This is a genomic window from Leisingera sp. NJS204 (genome assembly GCF_004123675.1).
Lineage (GTDB): Bacteria > Pseudomonadota > Alphaproteobacteria > Rhodobacterales > Rhodobacteraceae > Leisingera.
Genome location: NZ_CP035417.1, coordinates 3,339,278 through 3,357,778 on the forward strand (window position 1 = coordinate 3,339,278; position 18,501 = coordinate 3,357,778).

The 18,501-nt window shown below is 61.8% G+C and carries 12 protein-coding genes; 9 read left to right on the forward strand and 3 right to left on the reverse strand.

The genetic code is table 11. The features are described from left to right. The first annotated feature begins 140 nt into the window (after positions 1 to 140). The gene (locus ETW24_RS16245; protein WP_129372014.1) at positions 141 to 533 is read left to right on the forward strand and encodes a DUF3307 domain-containing protein; all 393 of its coding nucleotides are present in this window, start codon (positions 141 to 143) and stop codon (positions 531 to 533) included. 133 nt (positions 534 to 666) lie between these two features. On the opposite strand, the gene ETW24_RS16250 is transcribed toward ETW24_RS16245, so the two are convergent. Then, positions 667 to 1,125, reverse strand: a complete 459-nt coding sequence (locus tag ETW24_RS16250) for an Lrp/AsnC family transcriptional regulator (protein ID WP_129372015.1) — start codon at positions 1,123 to 1,125, stop codon at positions 667 to 669. Between the two features lie 145 nt (positions 1,126 to 1,270). Between ETW24_RS16250 and ETW24_RS16255 the strand changes: the two genes are divergently transcribed. After that, the gene (locus ETW24_RS16255; protein WP_129372016.1) at positions 1,271 to 4,693 is read left to right on the forward strand and encodes an indolepyruvate ferredoxin oxidoreductase family protein; all 3,423 of its coding nucleotides are present in this window, start codon (positions 1,271 to 1,273) and stop codon (positions 4,691 to 4,693) included. A gap of 30 nt (positions 4,694 to 4,723) precedes the next feature. On the opposite strand, the gene ETW24_RS16260 is transcribed toward ETW24_RS16255, so the two are convergent. After that, positions 4,724 to 5,389: a TetR/AcrR family transcriptional regulator gene (locus tag ETW24_RS16260; protein WP_129372017.1), complete on the reverse strand. Its 666-nt coding sequence runs from the start codon at positions 5,387 to 5,389 to the stop codon at positions 4,724 to 4,726. Positions 5,390 to 5,825: 436 nt separating this feature from the next. Between ETW24_RS16260 and ETW24_RS16265 the strand changes: the two genes are divergently transcribed. The 5 genes from ETW24_RS16265 to ETW24_RS16285 are packed head-to-tail and all read left to right on the forward strand — an operon-like array spanning position 5,826 to position 13,035. Continuing rightward, positions 5,826 to 7,607 (forward strand): ABC transporter ATP-binding protein, encoded by a 1,782-nt coding sequence (locus tag ETW24_RS16265; RefSeq protein ID WP_129372018.1) that lies wholly within the window; start codon positions 5,826 to 5,828, stop codon positions 7,605 to 7,607. Then, the gene (locus ETW24_RS16270) at positions 7,600 to 9,513 is read left to right on the forward strand and encodes an ABC transporter substrate-binding protein (protein ID WP_129372019.1); all 1,914 of its coding nucleotides are present in this window, start codon (positions 7,600 to 7,602) and stop codon (positions 9,511 to 9,513) included. The genes ETW24_RS16265 and ETW24_RS16270 overlap by 8 nt, the downstream gene beginning before the upstream one ends. After that, on the forward strand, positions 9,513 to 10,541 hold the full coding sequence (locus ETW24_RS16275) for an ABC transporter permease (RefSeq protein WP_129372020.1): 1,029 nt from the start codon (positions 9,513 to 9,515) through the stop codon (positions 10,539 to 10,541). Before ETW24_RS16270 ends, ETW24_RS16275 begins: the two co-directional genes overlap by 1 nt. Beyond that, positions 10,538 to 11,692, forward strand: coding sequence for an ABC transporter permease (locus tag ETW24_RS16280; RefSeq protein ID WP_129372021.1), 1,155 nt, complete (start codon positions 10,538 to 10,540; stop codon positions 11,690 to 11,692). Before ETW24_RS16275 ends, ETW24_RS16280 begins: the two co-directional genes overlap by 4 nt. Next, positions 11,689 to 13,035 (forward strand): CoA transferase, encoded by a 1,347-nt coding sequence (locus ETW24_RS16285; RefSeq protein WP_129372022.1) that lies wholly within the window; start codon positions 11,689 to 11,691, stop codon positions 13,033 to 13,035. Before ETW24_RS16280 ends, ETW24_RS16285 begins: the two co-directional genes overlap by 4 nt. 219 nt (positions 13,036 to 13,254) lie before the next feature. Here ETW24_RS16285 and ETW24_RS16290 read toward each other — a convergent pair whose 3' ends face one another. Continuing rightward, a complete protein-coding gene (locus tag ETW24_RS16290) occupies positions 13,255 to 15,639 on the reverse strand; it encodes a mechanosensitive ion channel family protein (RefSeq protein WP_129372023.1) in 2,385 nt (794 codons plus the stop codon). Between the two features lie 395 nt (positions 15,640 to 16,034). Between ETW24_RS16290 and ETW24_RS16295 the strand changes: the two genes are divergently transcribed. After that, a complete protein-coding gene (locus ETW24_RS16295) occupies positions 16,035 to 17,255 on the forward strand; it encodes a glycosyltransferase family protein (protein ID WP_343328057.1) in 1,221 nt (406 codons plus the stop codon). Next, positions 17,252 to 18,496, forward strand: coding sequence for a glycosyltransferase family 4 protein (locus ETW24_RS16300; protein ID WP_129372024.1), 1,245 nt, complete (start codon positions 17,252 to 17,254; stop codon positions 18,494 to 18,496). The genes ETW24_RS16295 and ETW24_RS16300 overlap by 4 nt, the downstream gene beginning before the upstream one ends. Positions 18,497 to 18,501: the final 5 nt, after the last annotated feature.

An 18,501-nucleotide genomic window follows, 5' to 3' on the forward strand; every position in this document is an offset into this window, starting at 1 on the left:
GGGTAGCGCGGTTTGGCAGGAACAGGCAATGGGCAGAAGACCGCCTTGTCCCGTTGCGGCACCCTGCCGGCGCGGCATTTGCCAGACGGCGAAAAATCCGTAAGGTTCCAGCGAGGTATCCATGCTGGAGGTCAATAGGTTTGCCGGAATATGTCGGATCCGTTCTGCTGCTGCTCTGCGCGTTGCAGGTCAAACACCTGTTTGCCGACTTCTTTCTGCAAACCCCCAAGATGCTGTCCGGCCGCTGCGCCTATGTCCATATGGGCCGTGCCCAGCATGCGGGTGTCCACGTGATCGGCTCAGCCATTGTCTACGCGTTGTTCAGCGCACCCGTGCCGTTCATCCTGGTGCTGGCGGCGCTGGAATGGGTCGTGCATTTTCACATCGACTTCGGCAAGGCCCGGTTTTCCGAGCGTAAAAAGCTGAACCCGCAGCAAGCGATGTTCTGGCAGGCCATGGGATCAGATCAGGCACTGCACCAGCTGACCTATATCGCCATGGCCTGGGCCTGGGTGAAATACGCGGCGATGTGAAAAAACCGCGCGCTGGGGGCCAGCCCCCAGACCCCCGGAGTATTTTTGCAAAGATGAAATTAAAGGGTGGTCCTCGTTCCCGCCAGTCTTGCGGGTCTTCCTTGCAGCAATGCTCCCGCCGCAGGCGGACTTTCTAAGGCACAACAGGCCTGTCCCGTTTGATCGTGCGCAACACCACATTGGTCTGGGCGCTGGCTACCGCTGGCAGGCGGAACAGGAAACCCTCCAGAAACCGGTTATAAGCATCCAGATCCGGCGCCAGAACCCGCAGGTGATAGTCGGACTGCCCCGTCGTTGCGTAACATTCCTGAACCAGCGGACTGCTCTCAACCGCGCGAATGAACTCCACCAGTTTGTCCGGATCGTGGCGGGTTAAATGCACATGCACGATAGCCTGGAACCCCAGCCCCATTGCCGGTGCGTTCACCACCGCACCGTAACGTTCAATAATGCCCGCCTCCTCCAACGCCCGCACCCGGCGCCACAGGGCCGACGGCGACATGCCCACGGCCTCTGCCAGATCAGCGTTGGAAATGCGGGAGTCTTCCTGCAGCAAGGTGAGGATACGGGAATCGCGGTCGTCAAGCTTCATGTTCCGGTCACTTTCTTCACCAGATAACTGTCATTCGGAAATTCTAACCATAAATTCCCACAAAAACAGTAACTCGGGCAAATCTTTTCAAACATTGTGGATTACTTTTCCGGAAAGCACATTTTCCGCGCAAGGACTCCCCGAGATGACCAAGCTGAGCCACGATTTCCGCAGCTACAAGCTGGACGACCGGTACGAAATGACCCAGGGCCGGGTTTTCCTGACCGGCACTCAGGCTTTGGCCCGGATTATGCTTGATCAGGCGCGCCGCGATCAGGAAGCCGGCTTGAATACCGCGGGCTTTGTCTCAGGTTACCGCGGCTCGCCTTTGGGGGCAGTCGACCTGGAATTCTGGCGCGCCAAGGACCGGATGCAGGCAAACCGGATCAAGTTCATGCCAGCGGTGAACGAGGACCTTGGCGCCACAGCTGTCCTGGGTGCGCAGCAGGCCGTGCTGGACCCGCATTGCGAGGTCGAGGGTGTGTTTTCCATGTGGTACGGCAAGGGGCCGGGCGTCGACCGCTCCGGCGATGCGCTGAAGCATGGAAACGCCTATGGCTCCTCCGCAAAAGGCGGTGTGCTGGTGGTGGCTGGTGACGACCACGGCTGTGTCAGCTCCTCGATGCCGCATCAGTCGGATGTGGCATTCATGTCCTGGTTCATGCCGGTGCTGAACCCAGCAGATGTGTCGGAGTATCTGGCTTTTGGCGAATACGGCTTTGCCCTGTCGCGCTACTCCGGCACTTGGGTCGGCTTCAAGGCGGTGTCGGAAACCGTTGAGAGCGCGCGCTCGGTGGACCTGCAGCCGGACCGTGAATTCATCTGCCCGGAGCTGGCGGATTACCCAGGCGGGCTGCATATCCGCCGCTCCGACCTGCCCTCTCCCGAGATTGAGACCCGCATTCACGCCAAGCTGGATGCCGTTCGCGCCTTTGCCGAGGCCAACCCGATCGACAAGCGGATTTACGACATCAAGGACGCGCGTTTTGGTTTTGTTTCCACCGGAAAGGGTCATCTTGATCTCATGGAAGCGCTGCGCCTTCTTGGGCTGGATGAGGCCGCCTGCCGCCGCCTGAAGATCGACATTTACAAAGTCGGCATGGTCTGGCCGCTGGACCGCACCGACGCGCTGAAGTTCGTCAAAGGCAAGCAGGAAGTGCTGGTTGTCGAGGAAAAGCGCGGAATCATTGAAAGCCAGTTCAAGGAAAACTTCTATGACTGGCCCGGCAGCAAACCCGAAAAGATGGTCGGCAAATACGACAGCCAAGGGGAGCCTCTGATCCCCTGGACCGGGGAGTTGAGCCCGCTGCTGCTTGCCCCCATTGTTGCCGCGCGGCTCGATAGTTTTTTCCCGGAGGAAAACCTGCCAGCCAAGGCCGCAGCACTCACGGCGGAACCGCCGAAGCTGTTGAACGTGCCCGGCGCCGCCCGCACGCCCTATTTCTGCTCCGGCTGCCCGCACAACAGCTCGACCAAGCTGCCCGAAGGATCCAAGGCGTTTTCCGGCATCGGCTGCCACGTGATGGCCAGTTGGATGGACCGCGACACAGCCGGCTATGCGCAGATGGGCGGCGAAGGCGTGCCCTGGACCGTGGCCTCGCAGTTCAATGGAAACAAGCATGTGTTCCAGAACCTGGGCGAAGGCACCTGGTATCATTCCGGCTCGCTGGCGATCCGCCAGGCAGTCGCGGCCGGCACCAATATCACTTACAAAATCCTGTATAATGACGCAGTGGCGATGACGGGCGGCCAGCCGGTGGACGGGCCGGTCTCGGTGCATGGTATCGCCCAGACCTGCCGCGCCGAGGGAGTGGAACGGATTGCATTGGTCTCGGACGACATTGGCAAGTTTGTCCGCAGCGACTTCCCCTCCGGCACCACCTTCCATGACCGCAGCGCGCTGGACACGGTGCAGCGGGAATTGCGCGACATCTCCGGCGTCACTGTTCTGATCTACGAACAGACCTGCGCCACTGAAAAACGCCGCCGCCGAAAGCGGGGCAAGATGGAGGACCCGAAACGCTTTGCCTTCATCAACGACCTGGTGTGTGAGGGGTGCGGCGACTGCTCGGTTGAATCCAACTGCCTGAGCGTCGAACCGAAGGAAACGCCCTTTGGCCGCAAGCGCAAGATCAACCTGTCCACTTGCAACATGGATTTCTCCTGCCTGAACGGCTTCTGCCCTTCTTTCGTCACTGTAGAAGGGGGCACCCGGAAGAAGAAAAAACCCGCTGGTCTGGACGCCGCCGCATTGACCGCCAAGCTGCCGGCGCCGGAACTGCCCTCTCTCAAGACGCCGTTCGACCTGCTGGTCACCGGAGTCGGCGGCACCGGTGTTGTCACGGTCGGCGCGCTGATCACCATGGCGGCCCATCTGGAAGGCAAGGGATCAAGCGTGCTGGATTTCACCGGCTTTGCGCAGAAGTTCGGAACTGTCCTCAGCTACATCCGGCTGTCCAAAGAACCCGGCACCTTGAACCAGGTGCGTATCGAACAGGGCGGCGCGGATGCGGTTATCGGCTGCGACGTGGTGGTCAGCTCGGCGCCCAAGGCCTCGGCCCATTACCGCGCAGGCACCAAGGTGGTGCTGAACCGGGCTGAAATGCCCACTGGCGATCTGGTGCTGCGCCGCGATGCCGATCTGATGGCAGGCCTGCGCGAGAAAACCATTGCCGAGGCCGTCGGACCGCAAAACCTGTCCGGTTTCAACGCCAATGAAGCCGCCGAGACAATGCTGGGCGACGCTGTGCTGGCAAATGTCATGATGCTGGGTTTTGCCTGGCAGCAAGGGCTGGTGCCGGTCAGTGCCGGGGCGCTGGACCAGGCGATTGAGCTGAACGGCGTTGCCATTGAAAAAAACCGCCTCGCCTTTGCCATAGGCCGTGCCATGGCGGAGGACCCGAAACTGGTCGCCAGCCACTTTGAGGAGACACCCGCAAAGACGGAAACATTGGACGCGCTGATCGAACGCCGTGCCACTTTCCTCACCGGCTATCAGAACATGGCTTATGCGGGACGCTACACCGCTGCCCTGAACCGGTTCCGCGACGCATTGCCTGCGGAGGCACAGGAAGAATTGACCGCAGCCGCGGCGCGGGCGCTATTCAAATTGATGGCGTACAAAGACGAATATGAAGTTGCCCGGCTCCTGACCAGCGACGCCTTCCAGCACCAGCTTGAGGATGAGTTCGAGGGGGATTTCAGTGTCAAATACCACCTCGCGCCGCCTTTGCTGAACTGGAAAAAGGACGCCCGCGGACGCCCAGCAAAACGGGCCTTTGGGGCCTGGCTGCGACCGGCGATGCACTTGCTGGCCAAGGGCAAGACGTTGCGCGGTTCGGCCTTCAATATCTTCGGTTATCACGAAGAAGCCCGCCTGCACCGCGATCTGCTGGCCTGGTTTGAGGCCGCGCTGAAGACCATCGCCAGCCGTTACCGTGCCGATGCGCATGAGGTCTGCCTGAAGGTACTGAAAGCGCCAATGGATATCCGCGGCTATGGCCCGGTCCGGCTGAAAGCAGCTGAGGAGGCGCGCGCGCAGGCTGAGGGTATTCTCCGCAGCCTGTAACACCACACGCCCGCGGCCGCGGCTGGTGTCTCAGACGTCCCAGTGCTGCTTGGTGAATTCAGTGAAGTCCGCCATCTCTTCGGACAACGGCTCGCGCCCGGTAAAGACCTTGAGGTACTCGGGCGTCACCTCCAGCCGGTGGGCGTGGCTTTCATTCGGATCCGCCATCTCATAGCCGAGCTGCATGTAGTACAGCACCTTGGCCCGGGTCACTGCTTCCCGGTCCGCATAGCCGTAGCGGGCAAACATCGCCGTCAGCGCCTCGACCCGGCGCCGGTCCGAGCGGTCCAGCAGGCTGCGCACCTTGCCGGAACGGCGCGACCAGTCACGTACGGCAAAGTCCAGCGCAGTGTTGAACAGATCAGGGTTGGCGATGCACTGGAACACATTCAGCACTGCCCCGGTGATGGCCTTGGCCGGCGCCTCGGCCTGGCGGACCATGCCGGCGGTATTGGTCTGCTCCCAGGTCTTGAGCAGCGCATCCAGCAAGTCCTGGCGTGATTTGAAATACCAGTAGAACGACGAGCGCGAAACCTGCATCCGCTCGGCCAGCGCCAGCACTTTCACCTGCTCCACCCCGTCCGAGATCAGCACATCCATCGCGACATTCAGCCAGTCGTTGCGGGTGACCTTAATATTGCCGACCAGCGGCTCGGCTTCCGGATCGTCCCGGTGCAGAACAGTTTTTTGCGCCATGTGCGGCCTTTCGGAATGCGTGCGTTCCCTGGCATCCTATGCCGGGCTGACTGCCGGCGCCAACAAGGCAATCCTGTCAGCAGCCATTTGCGGCAAGGACCGAGTGGCGCCGGGGCCACAGCAGGTCCGCAGCGTCCGGAGGGCGGAATTTAGCATTGCACCATAAAACACGTGCCGGCACGCTAATGTGAGAAACTGTTATTCCTCCTTGGGACACCGGACCGAAAACACCGGATATGCAGGGCGATTGCGGGATGACGGCACTGGTGAAGTGCCCGCAGTGCAACCGGGAAGCCCATCAATTTTTCCTTGCACAACGGGCATCTGGGCAAATGGGGTTTGACTAAGCAGCCTTCAGCGCGCGAAGGTGAGGCCAAAAAACAGGGGAAAACAAGATCTCATGAGTGCCTTGAACCAGCCGGGCGGACAATTCTGAATGCACCCGCTGCTTTCCGTTGAAAATCTCAGCATTGGGTTTGGCAAGGGCGACCCCGTCGTGAAGGACGTCAGCTTTGCTGTGCAGCCAGGCGAAACACTCGCCTTGGTCGGGGAAAGCGGCTCGGGGAAAACGGTCTCTTGCCGGGCCGTGCTGCGCATCCTGCCGAAGGTGGCGCAGCTGCGCTCCGGGCGCATTTTGCTGAACACCCGCGGCAGCGAACTTGACCTTGCGACGCTCGACGAACGGCGGATGCGCGACGTTCGCGGCAATACCGTCGCGATGATTTTTCAGGAGCCGATGCGCTCGCTTTCGCCGCTGCACCGGATCGGCAATCAGGTGTCCGAAGTGCTGTGGCTGCATGGCCGCAAGTCCGAACGCAAGGCACGCAAGGAGGTTCTTGAATGCTTTGAGCGGGTCGGCTTCTCCGATCCGGAACGCACCTACAGATCTTATCCCTTCGAACTGTCCGGCGGGATGCGCCAGCGGGCGATGATCGCCATGGCCATGGTGGCCAAGCCGGACCTGCTGATCGCGGATGAGCCGACCACGGCGCTGGACGTGACCACACAGGCCCAGGTTCTGGGGCTGATGAAAGAGTTGCAGCGCGAAACCGGTATGGCGATGATCCTGGTCACTCATGATCTCGGGGTGGTCGCCAATATGGCAGAGCAAGTGGTGGTGATGCACAAGGGCCGGGTGATGGAATCCGGCCGTGCGGAACCGATGCTGCGCACCCCTGCCCACCCCTACACCAAGGCCCTGTTCAACGCTGCACCGGAAATTCCGGATGAAGCGGTCGTCGCCATCCCGCCGTCACGCGATGACCTGATCATGGAAATGAAGTCGGTCTCCAAGACCTACACATTAAGAGCCAGCAAGGGCTGGCAAGCTCCGACCCTGATCCACGCCTGCCGCGAGGTTGATTTGCGGTTAGCCCGCGGGAAAACCTTGGCAGTTGTCGGTGAAAGCGGCTCGGGCAAGACCACGGCTGCACGAATTGCCTTGGGGGCAGAGCTTCCGGATCCCGGCGGCGAGGTGCTGTTCCGCCCTGATCCGGATCAGCCGGCGGTCACCGTGCACAGCATGGACCGCGCCGCGCGCACCGCCTTTCAGCGGCAGGCCCAGATGGTGTTCCAGGACCCTTACTCCTCGCTGTCGCCCAGGATGCGCATTCAGGATACTTTGGTCGAGCCGCTGGACATCCATCGCATCGGTTCTCGTGCCGAACGCCGGGACAAGGCGGCGGACATGCTGCGGCTGGTCGGCCTGTCACCGGACATGCTGAAACGCTATCCGCACGCGTTTTCCGGCGGTCAGCGCCAGCGGCTGTCGATCGCGCGCGCGCTGATGCTGGAACCGGCGCTGATCGTCTGCGACGAACCGACCTCGGCGCTGGATGTTTCAGTGCAAGAGCAGATCCTGCTGCTGCTGGAGGAAATCCGCGACCGGCAAAACCTGTCTTATCTGTTCATCAGCCATGATTTGGCCGTGGTCGCCCGCATCGCAGATGAGGTCGCCGTGATGCGGCGCGGGTTGATTGTCGAGCAGGCACCGCCGGAAACCTTGTTCTATAATCCTCAGCACCCCTACACCAAGGCGCTGATCGCAGCCCAGCCGGAACCCGATATCGACCGGCCCATCGACTTGAAACTGGTGGCCCAGGGCGCAGGCGCGCCGGACTGCTGGCCCGAGGAATTCCGCTTTAACGGATCTGATGCCCCGCGACTGGTAAACCTGAAACACCTGGAACCCGGCCATAAGGTGCGCTGCCATGCTTGATGCCCTGAAACCCCTTTTGACGGCTGCCTTCTGCCTTGCCCCGCTTTCGGCCCTGTGCGGCCCCGAGGTCCAGGAAAGCAAGTTCTGGAGTTCCGAAGTCAAGGCGGGCTATCTGCCCCCGGTGGCCAAACGCCTGCCAGAGGTGCCGCTGGTGGTCGACCTCGCAGCCAAGGGCCGGGACTTTGGCACCGAAGGCGGCACGCTGAACACCATGGTGACCCGTTCCAAGGATATCCGCCAGATGGTGGTATACGGCTATGCCCGCCTGGCAGGCTATGACGAACGCTACCGGCTGCAGCCTGACATTCTGCTGGGCTATGAGAACGAAAGAAACCGGCGTTACACCCTCAAACTGCGGCGCGGCCACCGCTGGTCCAGCGGCGATCCCTTCACCTCTGCCGATTTCCGCTACTGGTGGGAGGATGTCGCCAACCACGAGCTGCTCAGCCCGGCCGGTCCGCCGGATTTCCTGCGCGTCAACGGCAAGCTGCCGCGCGTAAGCTTCCCGGACGAAGCCACAATCATCTACGAATGGGACGACCCGAACCCCAGTTTCCTGCACATGCTGGCCCAGGCGCGCCCGCCTTTCATCTACCGGCCTGCAGAATACTTGAAACAATTCCACGCCGATTACGCCGACCCGGATGCGCTGGAAGAGGAAGTCGACTACGCCCGCGTCAAAAGCTGGGCCGCGCTGCACAACAAATACGACAACATGTACAAGTTCGATAACCACGAGCTTCCGACGCTGCAGCCCTGGATCAACGCCTCGCCAGGCAAGAAGATCCGCCACCAGTTCGTGCGCAATCCCTATTACCACCGGATCGACAGCCGCGGCGTGCAGCTGCCCTATATCGACACCGTGGAAATGGAAATTGTGACCGCCGGCCTGGTAGCGGCTAAGTCCAACGCAGGGGAAGCCGACCTGCAGGCCCGCGGTTTGGGGTTCCGGGATATCCCGATCCTGCGCAAAGGCGAAAAAGACGGCGCAAACTACAAGACTTATCTTTGGGGCTCCGGTGCCGCCTCGCAGATCGCGATCTATCCGAACCTGAATGCCAAGGATCCGGTCTGGCGCGAGGTGCTGCGCGATGTCCGGGTGCGCCGGGCGCTGTCCCTGGCTATCAACCGCCGGGCCATCAACCGGGCGCTCTATTTCAATCTGGCCAAATCCGGCGCCATGACGGTGCTGGAGCAGAGCGAATTTTTCGACCCCGCCCTGCGTGCCGCCTGGGCGGATTTCGACCCGGAGCAGGCCAACCGGCTGCTGGACGAGGCCGGCCTTACAAAGAAAGACGCCTACGGCATCCGCTATCTGGCCGACGGGCGGCTGATGGAGCTGGTGGTGGAAACAGCCGGTGAGCTTCAGGAAGTCGAGAATGCACTTCAGATAATCTCGGACGACTGGCGCGATGTCGGGGTCAAACTGGTGATGCGCCCGCTGGACCGCGACATCCTGCGCAACCGGGTGTTTTCCGGCAGCACCATGGCTTCTGCCTGGTTCGGCTGGGACAACGGCTTGCCGCAAGTCTATACCTCGCCTGCCTATCTGGCGCCAACGGACCAGGTGTTCCTGTCCTGGCCGAAGTGGGGCCAATTCTATCAAACCGGCGGCGACGCAGGCGAGCCGCCAGACATGGCTCCGGCGCGGCAACTGATGGATCTGATGCAGGACTGGAACATGGCCACCACAGATGCCGAGCGTGCCGCCGCCTGGCGCGCCATGCTGCAGATCCACGCCGATCAGGTCTATGCCATCGGCGTCGTGGCCGCCGCACCGCAGCCCGTCGTGGTCAGCAACCGCCTGCGCAATGTGCCCAAACAGGCAATATGGGCCTGGGACCCCGGCGCCCATTTCGGCCTTTACCGTCCGGATGAGTTCTTTTTTGAGGATGGCCAGGGCTGATGGAAATTCTGCGTTACGCCATTTACCGGTTTGGCACCATGCTGCTTACGCTTCTGGTGGTGTCGGTGCTGGTCTTTGCCATCATCAACCTGCCGCCGGGCGACTATCTGTCGAACCAGATTGCCGAGCTGCAGGCCACCGGCCAGTCCGCAGGCGTCGCCAAGGCGGAATTCCTGCGGCAGGAATATGCGCTCGATAAACCGCTGTGGCAGCAATACATGATCTGGATGGGCTTCATGCCCGGCCCGCACGGGTTCTCCGGCATGATCCAGGGAAATTTCGGCTGGTCATTCGAATTCGACAGCCCGGTTGCCGATATCGTCGGTGACAGCCTGTGGCTTACAGTTCTGGTAAACCTGTCCGCCGTGGTTTTTGTCTATGCAGTGGCGCTGCCGTTGGGGGTGCTGGCTGCCGCGCGGGCCCGCACCTGGATTGATTACACCTCGGCTTTCATCGGTTACCTGGGACTCGCTACGCCAAACTTCCTGCTGGCGCTGATCCTGTTCTACTATGGCCATCGCTGGTTCGACCTGCCGATCGGCGGGCTGATGGCCCCCGAATACGAAGGCGTGCCGATGAATTGGGACAAAGTGAAGTCCATTCTCGTCCACCTGATCGTTCCAACCTTCGTGATCGGCACCGCCGGTGCGTCCGCGATGATGCAGCGGCTGCGCGCCAACATGCTGGACGAACTGGGTAAACCATATGTGGAAACTGCCATCGCCAAGGGCATGAAACCCTCGCGGATGCTGGCCAAGTATCCGCTGCGCGTCGCCTTCAACCCCTTTGTCGCCGACATCGGCAACCTGCTGCCGGCAATGATCTCAGGCTCGGTGCTGGTGTCGGTGGTGCTGGGGCTGCAAACCATCGGGCCGACCCTGCTGACGGCGCTTAAAACCCAGGACATGTTCCTGTCGGGCTTCGTGCTGATGTTCGTCGCTTTGCTTACCTTGATCGGCACCATGGTTTCAGATGTTCTGCTGGTGCTGCTTGACCCGAGGATCCGGTATGAGGGGCGCGGCGCATGACCCGGCTGCCTGATGGACGTTATGTCGATGATGAAGCTTTCGACCCGCAGGCCTCGCTGCTGGAGCTGGAGCGCAAGGACCTGGACGCGCCGAACTGGCTGCTGGTCTGGCGCAAATTCAAGACCCACAAGCTCGGGTTGATTTCAGGCCTGTTCCTATTGATCGCCTACCTCATGATCCCGTTCGCCGGCTTCCTTGCGCCCTACGGACCAAACCAGCGCTTTTCAGAGCATCTGTATTCCCCGCCGCAATCGATCAAGCTGTTCCACGAGGGCGCGTTTGTGGGACCCTTCGTTTATCCAATGACTTCCGAGGCCAACCTGGAAACCTTCCAGTGGGAGTTCAGTCCCGACACCTCGCGCCCGCTGAAGCTTGAATTCTTCTGTGAGGGCAAGACCTATAAACTGGCCGGTCTCATCGAAAGCAACCGCCACCTGTTCTGCGCAACCGAAGAGGCGACAATCTTTATCCTGGGGTCCGACCGGCTGGGCCGCGACATCTTCAGCCGCGTTTCCTATGGTGCGCAGCTGTCGCTTACTGTGGGGCTGATCGGCATATCCGTGTCCTTTGTGCTCGGTATCTTCTTTGGCTCGCTGGCGGGGTATTTCGGCGGCAAAACCGATTGGCTGATCAACCGGGTGATCGAAGTTCTGCGGTCCCTGCCCGAGCTGCCTTTGTGGCTGGCGCTGTCTGCCGCGGTGCCCTCGAACTGGTCGCCGGTTGCGGTGTTCTTTGTCATCTCGATCATCCTTGGCATTCTCGACTGGCCGGGGCTTGCAAGATCGGTGAGGGCAAAATTCCTGTCCCTGCGCGAAGAGGAATACGTGCGCGCCGCCGAAATGATGGGCGCATCTTCAGGCCGGGTAATCCGCAAGCATCTGCTGCCAAATTTCATGTCGCACCTGATCGCCTCGGCCACCCTGTCAATCCCGGCGATGATCCTGGGCGAGACCGCGTTGTCATTCCTCGGCCTTGGCCTGCGCGCGCCGGCGGTCAGCTGGGGCGTCATGCTGAATGACGCGCAAAACCTGGCCTCGATCGAAATCTACCCTTGGACCGCGATCCCGATGCTGCCGATTGTGATTGTCGTTCTGGCATTCAATTTCCTCGGTGACGGGTTGCGCGACAGCCTGGATCCTTACCAGCAATGACCCTGTTCACTGCCCTGCCGGCGCCTGGCAGCTACCGCCTGACCGGCACAGGACACTGGCGCAGCGCCTTTGCGGTTACGGAACTTGCCAATGCCTCAGTCGCCGCCGTGGGGCTGGAGCTGGCGCGGCTGGTAAAGGCCCTGAACCTTGCGCCCGTTGCACCGGACGTCACGGTGGACCAGCGCCTGGCATCACTTTGGTTCAGCTATAGTTTCCGCCCCGAGGGCTGGGAGCTTCCCAGCCTGTGGGATCCGGTGGCCGGCAGTTATGAAACCGCAGATGGCTGGATCCGCCTGCACACCAACCTGCCGCACCACCGGCAAGCTGCTCTGAAAGTACTGGACTGCGCAGGAGACCGCGCGGCCGTGGCAATTGCCGTGAAACAATGGCAGGCCAGTCATCTCGAAAACGAAATCGTAAACGCGGGTGGTGTGGCCGCCGCCATGCGCAGCCGAGCGGCTTGGCTGACGCATCCGCAAGGTCTTTCTGTGGCGGCGGAACCGCTGATCCTATGGCAGTCGCCCCGTGTTATCCAACTGCGTGAGCGGCCAAAAGCAACAGCCGAACGCCCGCTGGCCGGACTGAAAGTGCTGGACCTCACGCGGGTTTTGGCCGGTCCGGTTTCCACCCGCACTCTGGCCGGATTTGGCGCCGATGTGCTGCGTATCGACCCGCCCGGCTGGGACGAACCTGGTGTCATCACCGATGTTGCGCTGGGTAAGCGCATGGCTTCCCTGGATCTGCGCAATACAGTGGACCGCCAGCAGTTTGAGGCGTTGCTGTCCAAGGCCGATGTGCTGGTGCATGGCTACCGTCCCGGTGCGCTGGATGGTCTGGGCTACGGCGCGGACGCCCGCCGCCGGATCGCTCCCAATGCGGTTGAAGCCTCTCTGGATGCCTATGGCTGGACCGGCCCCTGGGCCCAGCGGCGCGGTTTTGACAGCCTCGTGCAGATGAGTGCAGGCATCGCCGATACAGGCCGCGTCCAGGCCAAGGCGGACGATCCGCACCCTTTACCGGTACAAGCGCTGGACCATGCCACGGGTTATTTGATGGCAGCAGCGGTGCTCTCGGCCTTGGCAACTGCTGCCCAAAAGGCGGCGGTGCCCGCAGCGCATCTATCGCTTGCCCGCACCGCAGAACTGCTTGGTGGAATGCAGAAATGTTCCAAAGGACCGTATGTCGTCAAACCGGCACACAGCGACTTCACCCAGGAGATCGAAAACAGCGGCTGGGGGCCGGGCCGCCGCCTTGCTGCGCCGCTTGCCCTGGACACTAGCAAAATGCGCTGGGGCCGGCCCGCCTCCCATTGCGGCAGCGCCCCGGCATGCTGGCCGGAATAACCAATGGAAATGGGGCGCTGCCCCTCTTGGCTTGCAACCAGTTCACCCCGGCAAATTCTCAACCAGAACAAAACCGGATTCCGCAGCGGCGGCTTCTTTCTGGGAGAAGTACCTCCGCCGGAGGCAGCGGCGCGCGCCAGCGCGGCGCCACGCCCAACCCCAAGCGGAGCGCGCTAGCGGTCCAGCGCGGGGGCGGGAGGTCGCCGGTCAGGCATCTGCTCAGCGGTCATCGCCGCCCGGGCCGCCCATTTCGTCCAGAAGATCGTCGTCAATCGCCGCCTGCACTGCCCCTGCGGCAGCCTCTTTCTGCTTCGGCGTCATCTCATCAGCCTGGTCCGGCGCCAGCCGCACGGTGACCTCGCGATGAGCAAATCTGATGCCCTCGCGGGCAAACAATTCACGGATCTCCTGGTACACCCGTTTGCGGACAATCCACTGATCCCCCGGTTTGGTCATGAATTTCACGCGGATAATCATCGCTGAGTCCTGCATCTCGATCACACCCTGGGACTTCAGCGGCTGAATAAAGGTATGTCCGACAACAGGGTCATCCATCAGCTTCTGGCCAAGCTTCTTGATCAGCTTGCGAACCTTCTCCACGTCAGTATCATAGGTCACGCGCATCGGCAGTTTCATCATCACCCAGTCACGCGAATAATTGGTCAGAACCTTGATCTCGCCGAAGGGGATCGTGTGCAGCGCCCCGAGGTGATGGCGCAGCTGGAAAGACCGCACCGAGATCTTCTCGACCGTGCCCTTAACGTCGCCGATGTCGATGTATTCGCCCTTGCGAAAGGCATCATCGATCAAGAAAAAGGCGCCAGAGAAAATATCCCGCACCAGCGTCTGCGAACCAAAGCCAACCGCAAGACCGACAACACCGGCACCGGCGAACAGCGGGCTGACATTAATACCCAGTTCCAGCAGAACGATCAGCACGATCGAGACCAGCACAACCGCCAGGATCGTTCCCCGGAACAAGGGCAGCAAAGTGGCCAGACGGCTGGCGCCCCCGGCCCCGCCTTCATCACCCAGCTCTGCCTCCGAAACATCGCCGGCTTCCTCATCGATCTTGCTGTCGATCCAGATCCGGAACAGGTGATAGACGATAAAGCCGATGAACAGGATCACCGTCACATCTATCACCCGTTCAGCCGCAGTGGTTTCGGTCCATTGGGCGTCCGGGTTCCAGACAATCACCAGTGAATAGGCCCCGACTACAAAAGCCAGAATGCCTGCCACTCTGCGGGCAAGATCCTGGTACGTGCCAATAGGATGTCTTGCGGCCGGTGCATCTGCGGCTTCCGCAGCGGTCTCCGCCTCATCCGGAGCAGCTTCTTCACCCCGTTGCTCAGAAATACCCTCCGCTTCCGTGGCGGCACCTTCCTGCCCGGTTGCTGCCATGGCAGCCTGCATTCGCCGGGTGCGGTTGAAATAGCGTTCGATGAAGTAGTTGATCGCGCCATAGACAATCAGGATCGTGGTCAGAACGAAATAACTGCCCGCCATCAACGGGATCGAAATATCCTTTTCCAGCACCAGATCAAAGGCCAGCTTAAGCCAGCCAAAAGCCATGTAAGCCATCAGAACCGGTGCCCAGGCAACTGCCAGAACACGCACCAGCCAGGAACATTTTTCCGGCATTCGGCCGGCACGGATGGCATTGGATATGGCGCGCCCGTTGACCAGCACCATCAGCAGGTTGCCCAGCATCCCGACCAGTGCCAATACCCCGTATACCAGTGCATAGACATTGTAATTCAGGCCGAAATCGCCGACCCAGGTGGCAAACAGCGTCGAGGAAATGTCATAGGTCGCCAGCAGGGACGCCCAGATATAGAGCCGTTTTGCGTCCCGGTCTGAAAACACCGGTATCCGGTACTGGGCCAGGAACGGCGACAGCACCATCCGCCACAGATCGGACACCGTGCGGGCCAGGAAAAACGCCGTGTAGACAGCAGTTGCCGTGAATTCGATTGAGGGGTCGCCCGAAGCACCGAAGATCAAATAGGAAATCAGCGCCGCAAAGACCATCGCAAAGACGGTCCCGCCAATCCCCATCAGGAACCGGTAGACCAGGAAGGGCATCTTTTCCTGATAACCTTCCGGGTTCTGCCGGATCCGCGCCACGACGAAACGCTTGGCAAAGCGCTTTCCGTAGATTTCCGTCGACAGCCAGCGGCCGATCAGCAGGAACAGCACGCTCCAGAACAGCACCTCGACATAGGTCATGATCCGGCCGTCCGGGCTGGTTTCCCGCAGGATCCATTCCACCTCCAGCCGCGAATAGGGCAGCGCCTCCAGGCGGCTGCTCAATTCAGCCCGGAAGGCGCCGACCCTGGATTGCGCTTTCATCAGCGCCGAGGGCTGCTCCATCGTGTCGGATGCAGGATGGTCCGCTGCCTGTTCCGCGTCCGGCGGCGCGTTCAGCAACTTGCCGCTGCTGTCCACCACGACCACACTGACACCGCTTTCCGCCGCCTGTTCGATCGCACGGGACAATGTATCTGCTCCGCTCGCTTCACTTTCCTGCGCGCCTGCGTGAGCGGCCAGGCCAAAACTCAGCAGGCCGCAAATGAGAACCCGGAACAAAACTTGCAGCATGACCGCCTATCCTTTTGGAAACTTGCGTCAAATTAACCACGCAGCGGAGCGTTGCGCAAATGGCGCGGACGCAATTTCCTGTGCGGCAGGCAACAAAGGCGCATGATTGCATGCACACAGGCTCCGGGCTATACCAATTCATATACCCGCCCCTTGGGCGGACTGCTGCAGAGACTGGACTGGCAAACACCCTCCGGGCTTGAGCGGCAGCAAAAGCAAACACTGACCGTGCCCCCGCCGCAACCGGCTTCTGGGGCGCGCAAACTGAGGCGGAAGATGGCGGAGCACACGAGCACGCGCCCGGGGACGAGCGGCAAAACCGGCTGGCCTGGTTCCTGCGCCGCCGGCCCCGGATTTCGGCCATCCGCCGCCCGGCAACCTGATCAGGCAACTCAATGACGACCGCAAGCACCACACCGGCAGCGGCGGGCACCCGCGGGCCGCGGATCATGTTCTACAGCCACGACACTTTCGGACTGGGGCATCTGCGCCGTTCACGTGCGCTGGCAGGTGCACTCACCTCAGCCAATCCCGACGCTTCGGCGCTGATCCTGACAGGTTCACCGGTTGCGGGGCGGTTTTCCTTTCCGACCCGGGTCGATCATGTCCGCCTGCCGGGTGTGATCAAGCGTACCGACGGCTCTTATGCCTCGCGCACCATGGGCATGAGCATCGAAGAAACTGCTGATCTGCGCGCTGCGCTGATCCGCTCTACAGTAGAGCAATACGACCCTGACGTGCTGGTGGCCGACAAGGAACCCACCGGCTTTCGCGGTGAGCTGATGCCGGCGCTGGACCTGCTGAAATCGCGGGGCCGCTGCAAGATGGTGCTGGGCCTGCGCGATGTGCTGGACGAGCCCGAAGTGCTGGCCGCCGAATGGGAGCGCAAGCACGCGGTTGAGGCCACCCGCGATTTCTATGATGAGATTTGGGTCTACGGGCCGCGGTCCGTGTACGATCCCACCGCGGGGCTGCCCTTCACCCCGCAGATGCAGGCCCGGATGCATTGGACCGGCTACCTGCGCCGCGATCTTGGCCAGGTGGGGGAACCGCCCGAACAGCCCTATTTGCTGGTCACTCCTGGCGGCGGCGGCGATGGCGAGATGATGGTGGACCTGGTGCTGTCGGCTTACGAAGCCGACGCGGAGCTCTCCCCGCGCGCCGTGCTGGTCTATGGCCCTTTCCTGTCCGGGGAAACCCGGGAGGATTTCGAGGAGCGTGTCGCCCGCCTGAATGGCAGGGTTACCGCAGTTGGCTTTGAATCACAGATCGAGACGCTGTTTGCCGGCGCCCAAGGGGTGGTCTGCATGGGCGGCTACAACACGTTCTGCGAGGTCTTGTCCTTTGACAAACCCGCCGTGATCGTGCCCCGCACCACGCCGCGGCTGGAGCAATGGATCCGCGCCAGCCGGGCCGAGGAAATCGGCCTGACCACCATGCTGGACGAATCCCGTGACGGCTGGACACCCCCATCCCTGGCCAAGGCGATCCGCGCGCTGGCCACCCAGCCGCCGCCCTCTGCCGCCGGGTCTGAGGGGCTGCTGGACGGGTTGGACTATGTCACCCGCCGGGTGGACGCACTGCTGCAGGACACACATCAGGAGGCCGCCGAATGAGCACGCCCCGCCCGCCGCTCGCGGTGGTGGTAAAGGGCTGGCCGAGGCTGTCCGAGACCTTCATTGCACAGGAACTGGTTGCCCTGGAGGCCGCCGGCCACGCGTTTGAGATCTGGTCTCTGCGCCACCCCACCGACATCAAGCGCCACCCGCTGCATGCGCAGCTGCAGGCGCGCGTTAACTATCTTCCCGAATACCTCCATGATGAGCCGGAGCGGGTCTGGCGCGCACGCACGATGGCGCAACAACTGCCCGGTTATGCTGAGGCCTACCGCATCTGGCGCGCCGATCTGCGCCGTGACCAGACACCCAACCGCATCCGCCGCTTTGGCCAGGCCTGTGTGCTGGCCGCAGAAATGCCCGCGGACGTGCTGGGGCTTTACGCCCACTTCCTGCACACGCCGTCCTCGGTTGCGCGTTATGCCGCGATCATGCGCGGGCTGCCCTGGAGCTTTTCGGCCCACGCCAAGGACATTTGGACCTCGCCCGATTGGGAGCTTAAGGAAAAGCTCTCCGCCGCCCACTACGGCGCGGCCTTCGGCGCCACCTGCACCGGCTTTGGCGCCAAACACCTGCAACAGATGGCCGATACGCCGGGCCGCGTCGATCTGGTTTACCACGGGCTGGATTTGTCGCGGTTCCCCGCCCCCCCTGAACGCGGCCTGCGCCAGCCGCAGGATCCGATCCAGTTCATGTCCGTGGGGCGTTTGGTCGAGAAAAAAGGCTTTGACCGGCTGATCGCCGCCTTGGCTCTGCTGCCCTCAGGGCTTGATTGGCACTGGACCCATATCGGCGGCGGCGGATTGGGCGATTTGCTGCAGGGCATGGCTGAGGATGCTGGCATTGCCAACCGCATCACCTGGCGCGGCGCCTGCGACCAGCCCGAAGTGATCGAGGAAATGCGCCGCTCGGATCTGTTTGTGCTGCCCAGCCGGGTGGCTGCGGACGGCGACCGCGACGGGCTGCCCAATGTGCTGATGGAGGCGGCTTCACAGTGTTTGCCAATCCTGTCGACACCGGTTTCTGCGATCCCAGAGTTCATCACTCATGGAACCCATGGCCTGCTGAGCGAGGACCGCCCCGAGACGCTGGCCGAGACCCTGCTGTATGCTGCCCGGCACCCGCAACGGCTGGCAGCAATGGCCGGCGCAGCACTTGTCCGCCTGCGCACTGATTTCGGCATGGATCCCGGCATCGCCCAGCTGTCCAGGCGGCTGCATGCCATGCTGCAAGGAAGCTGACCGGT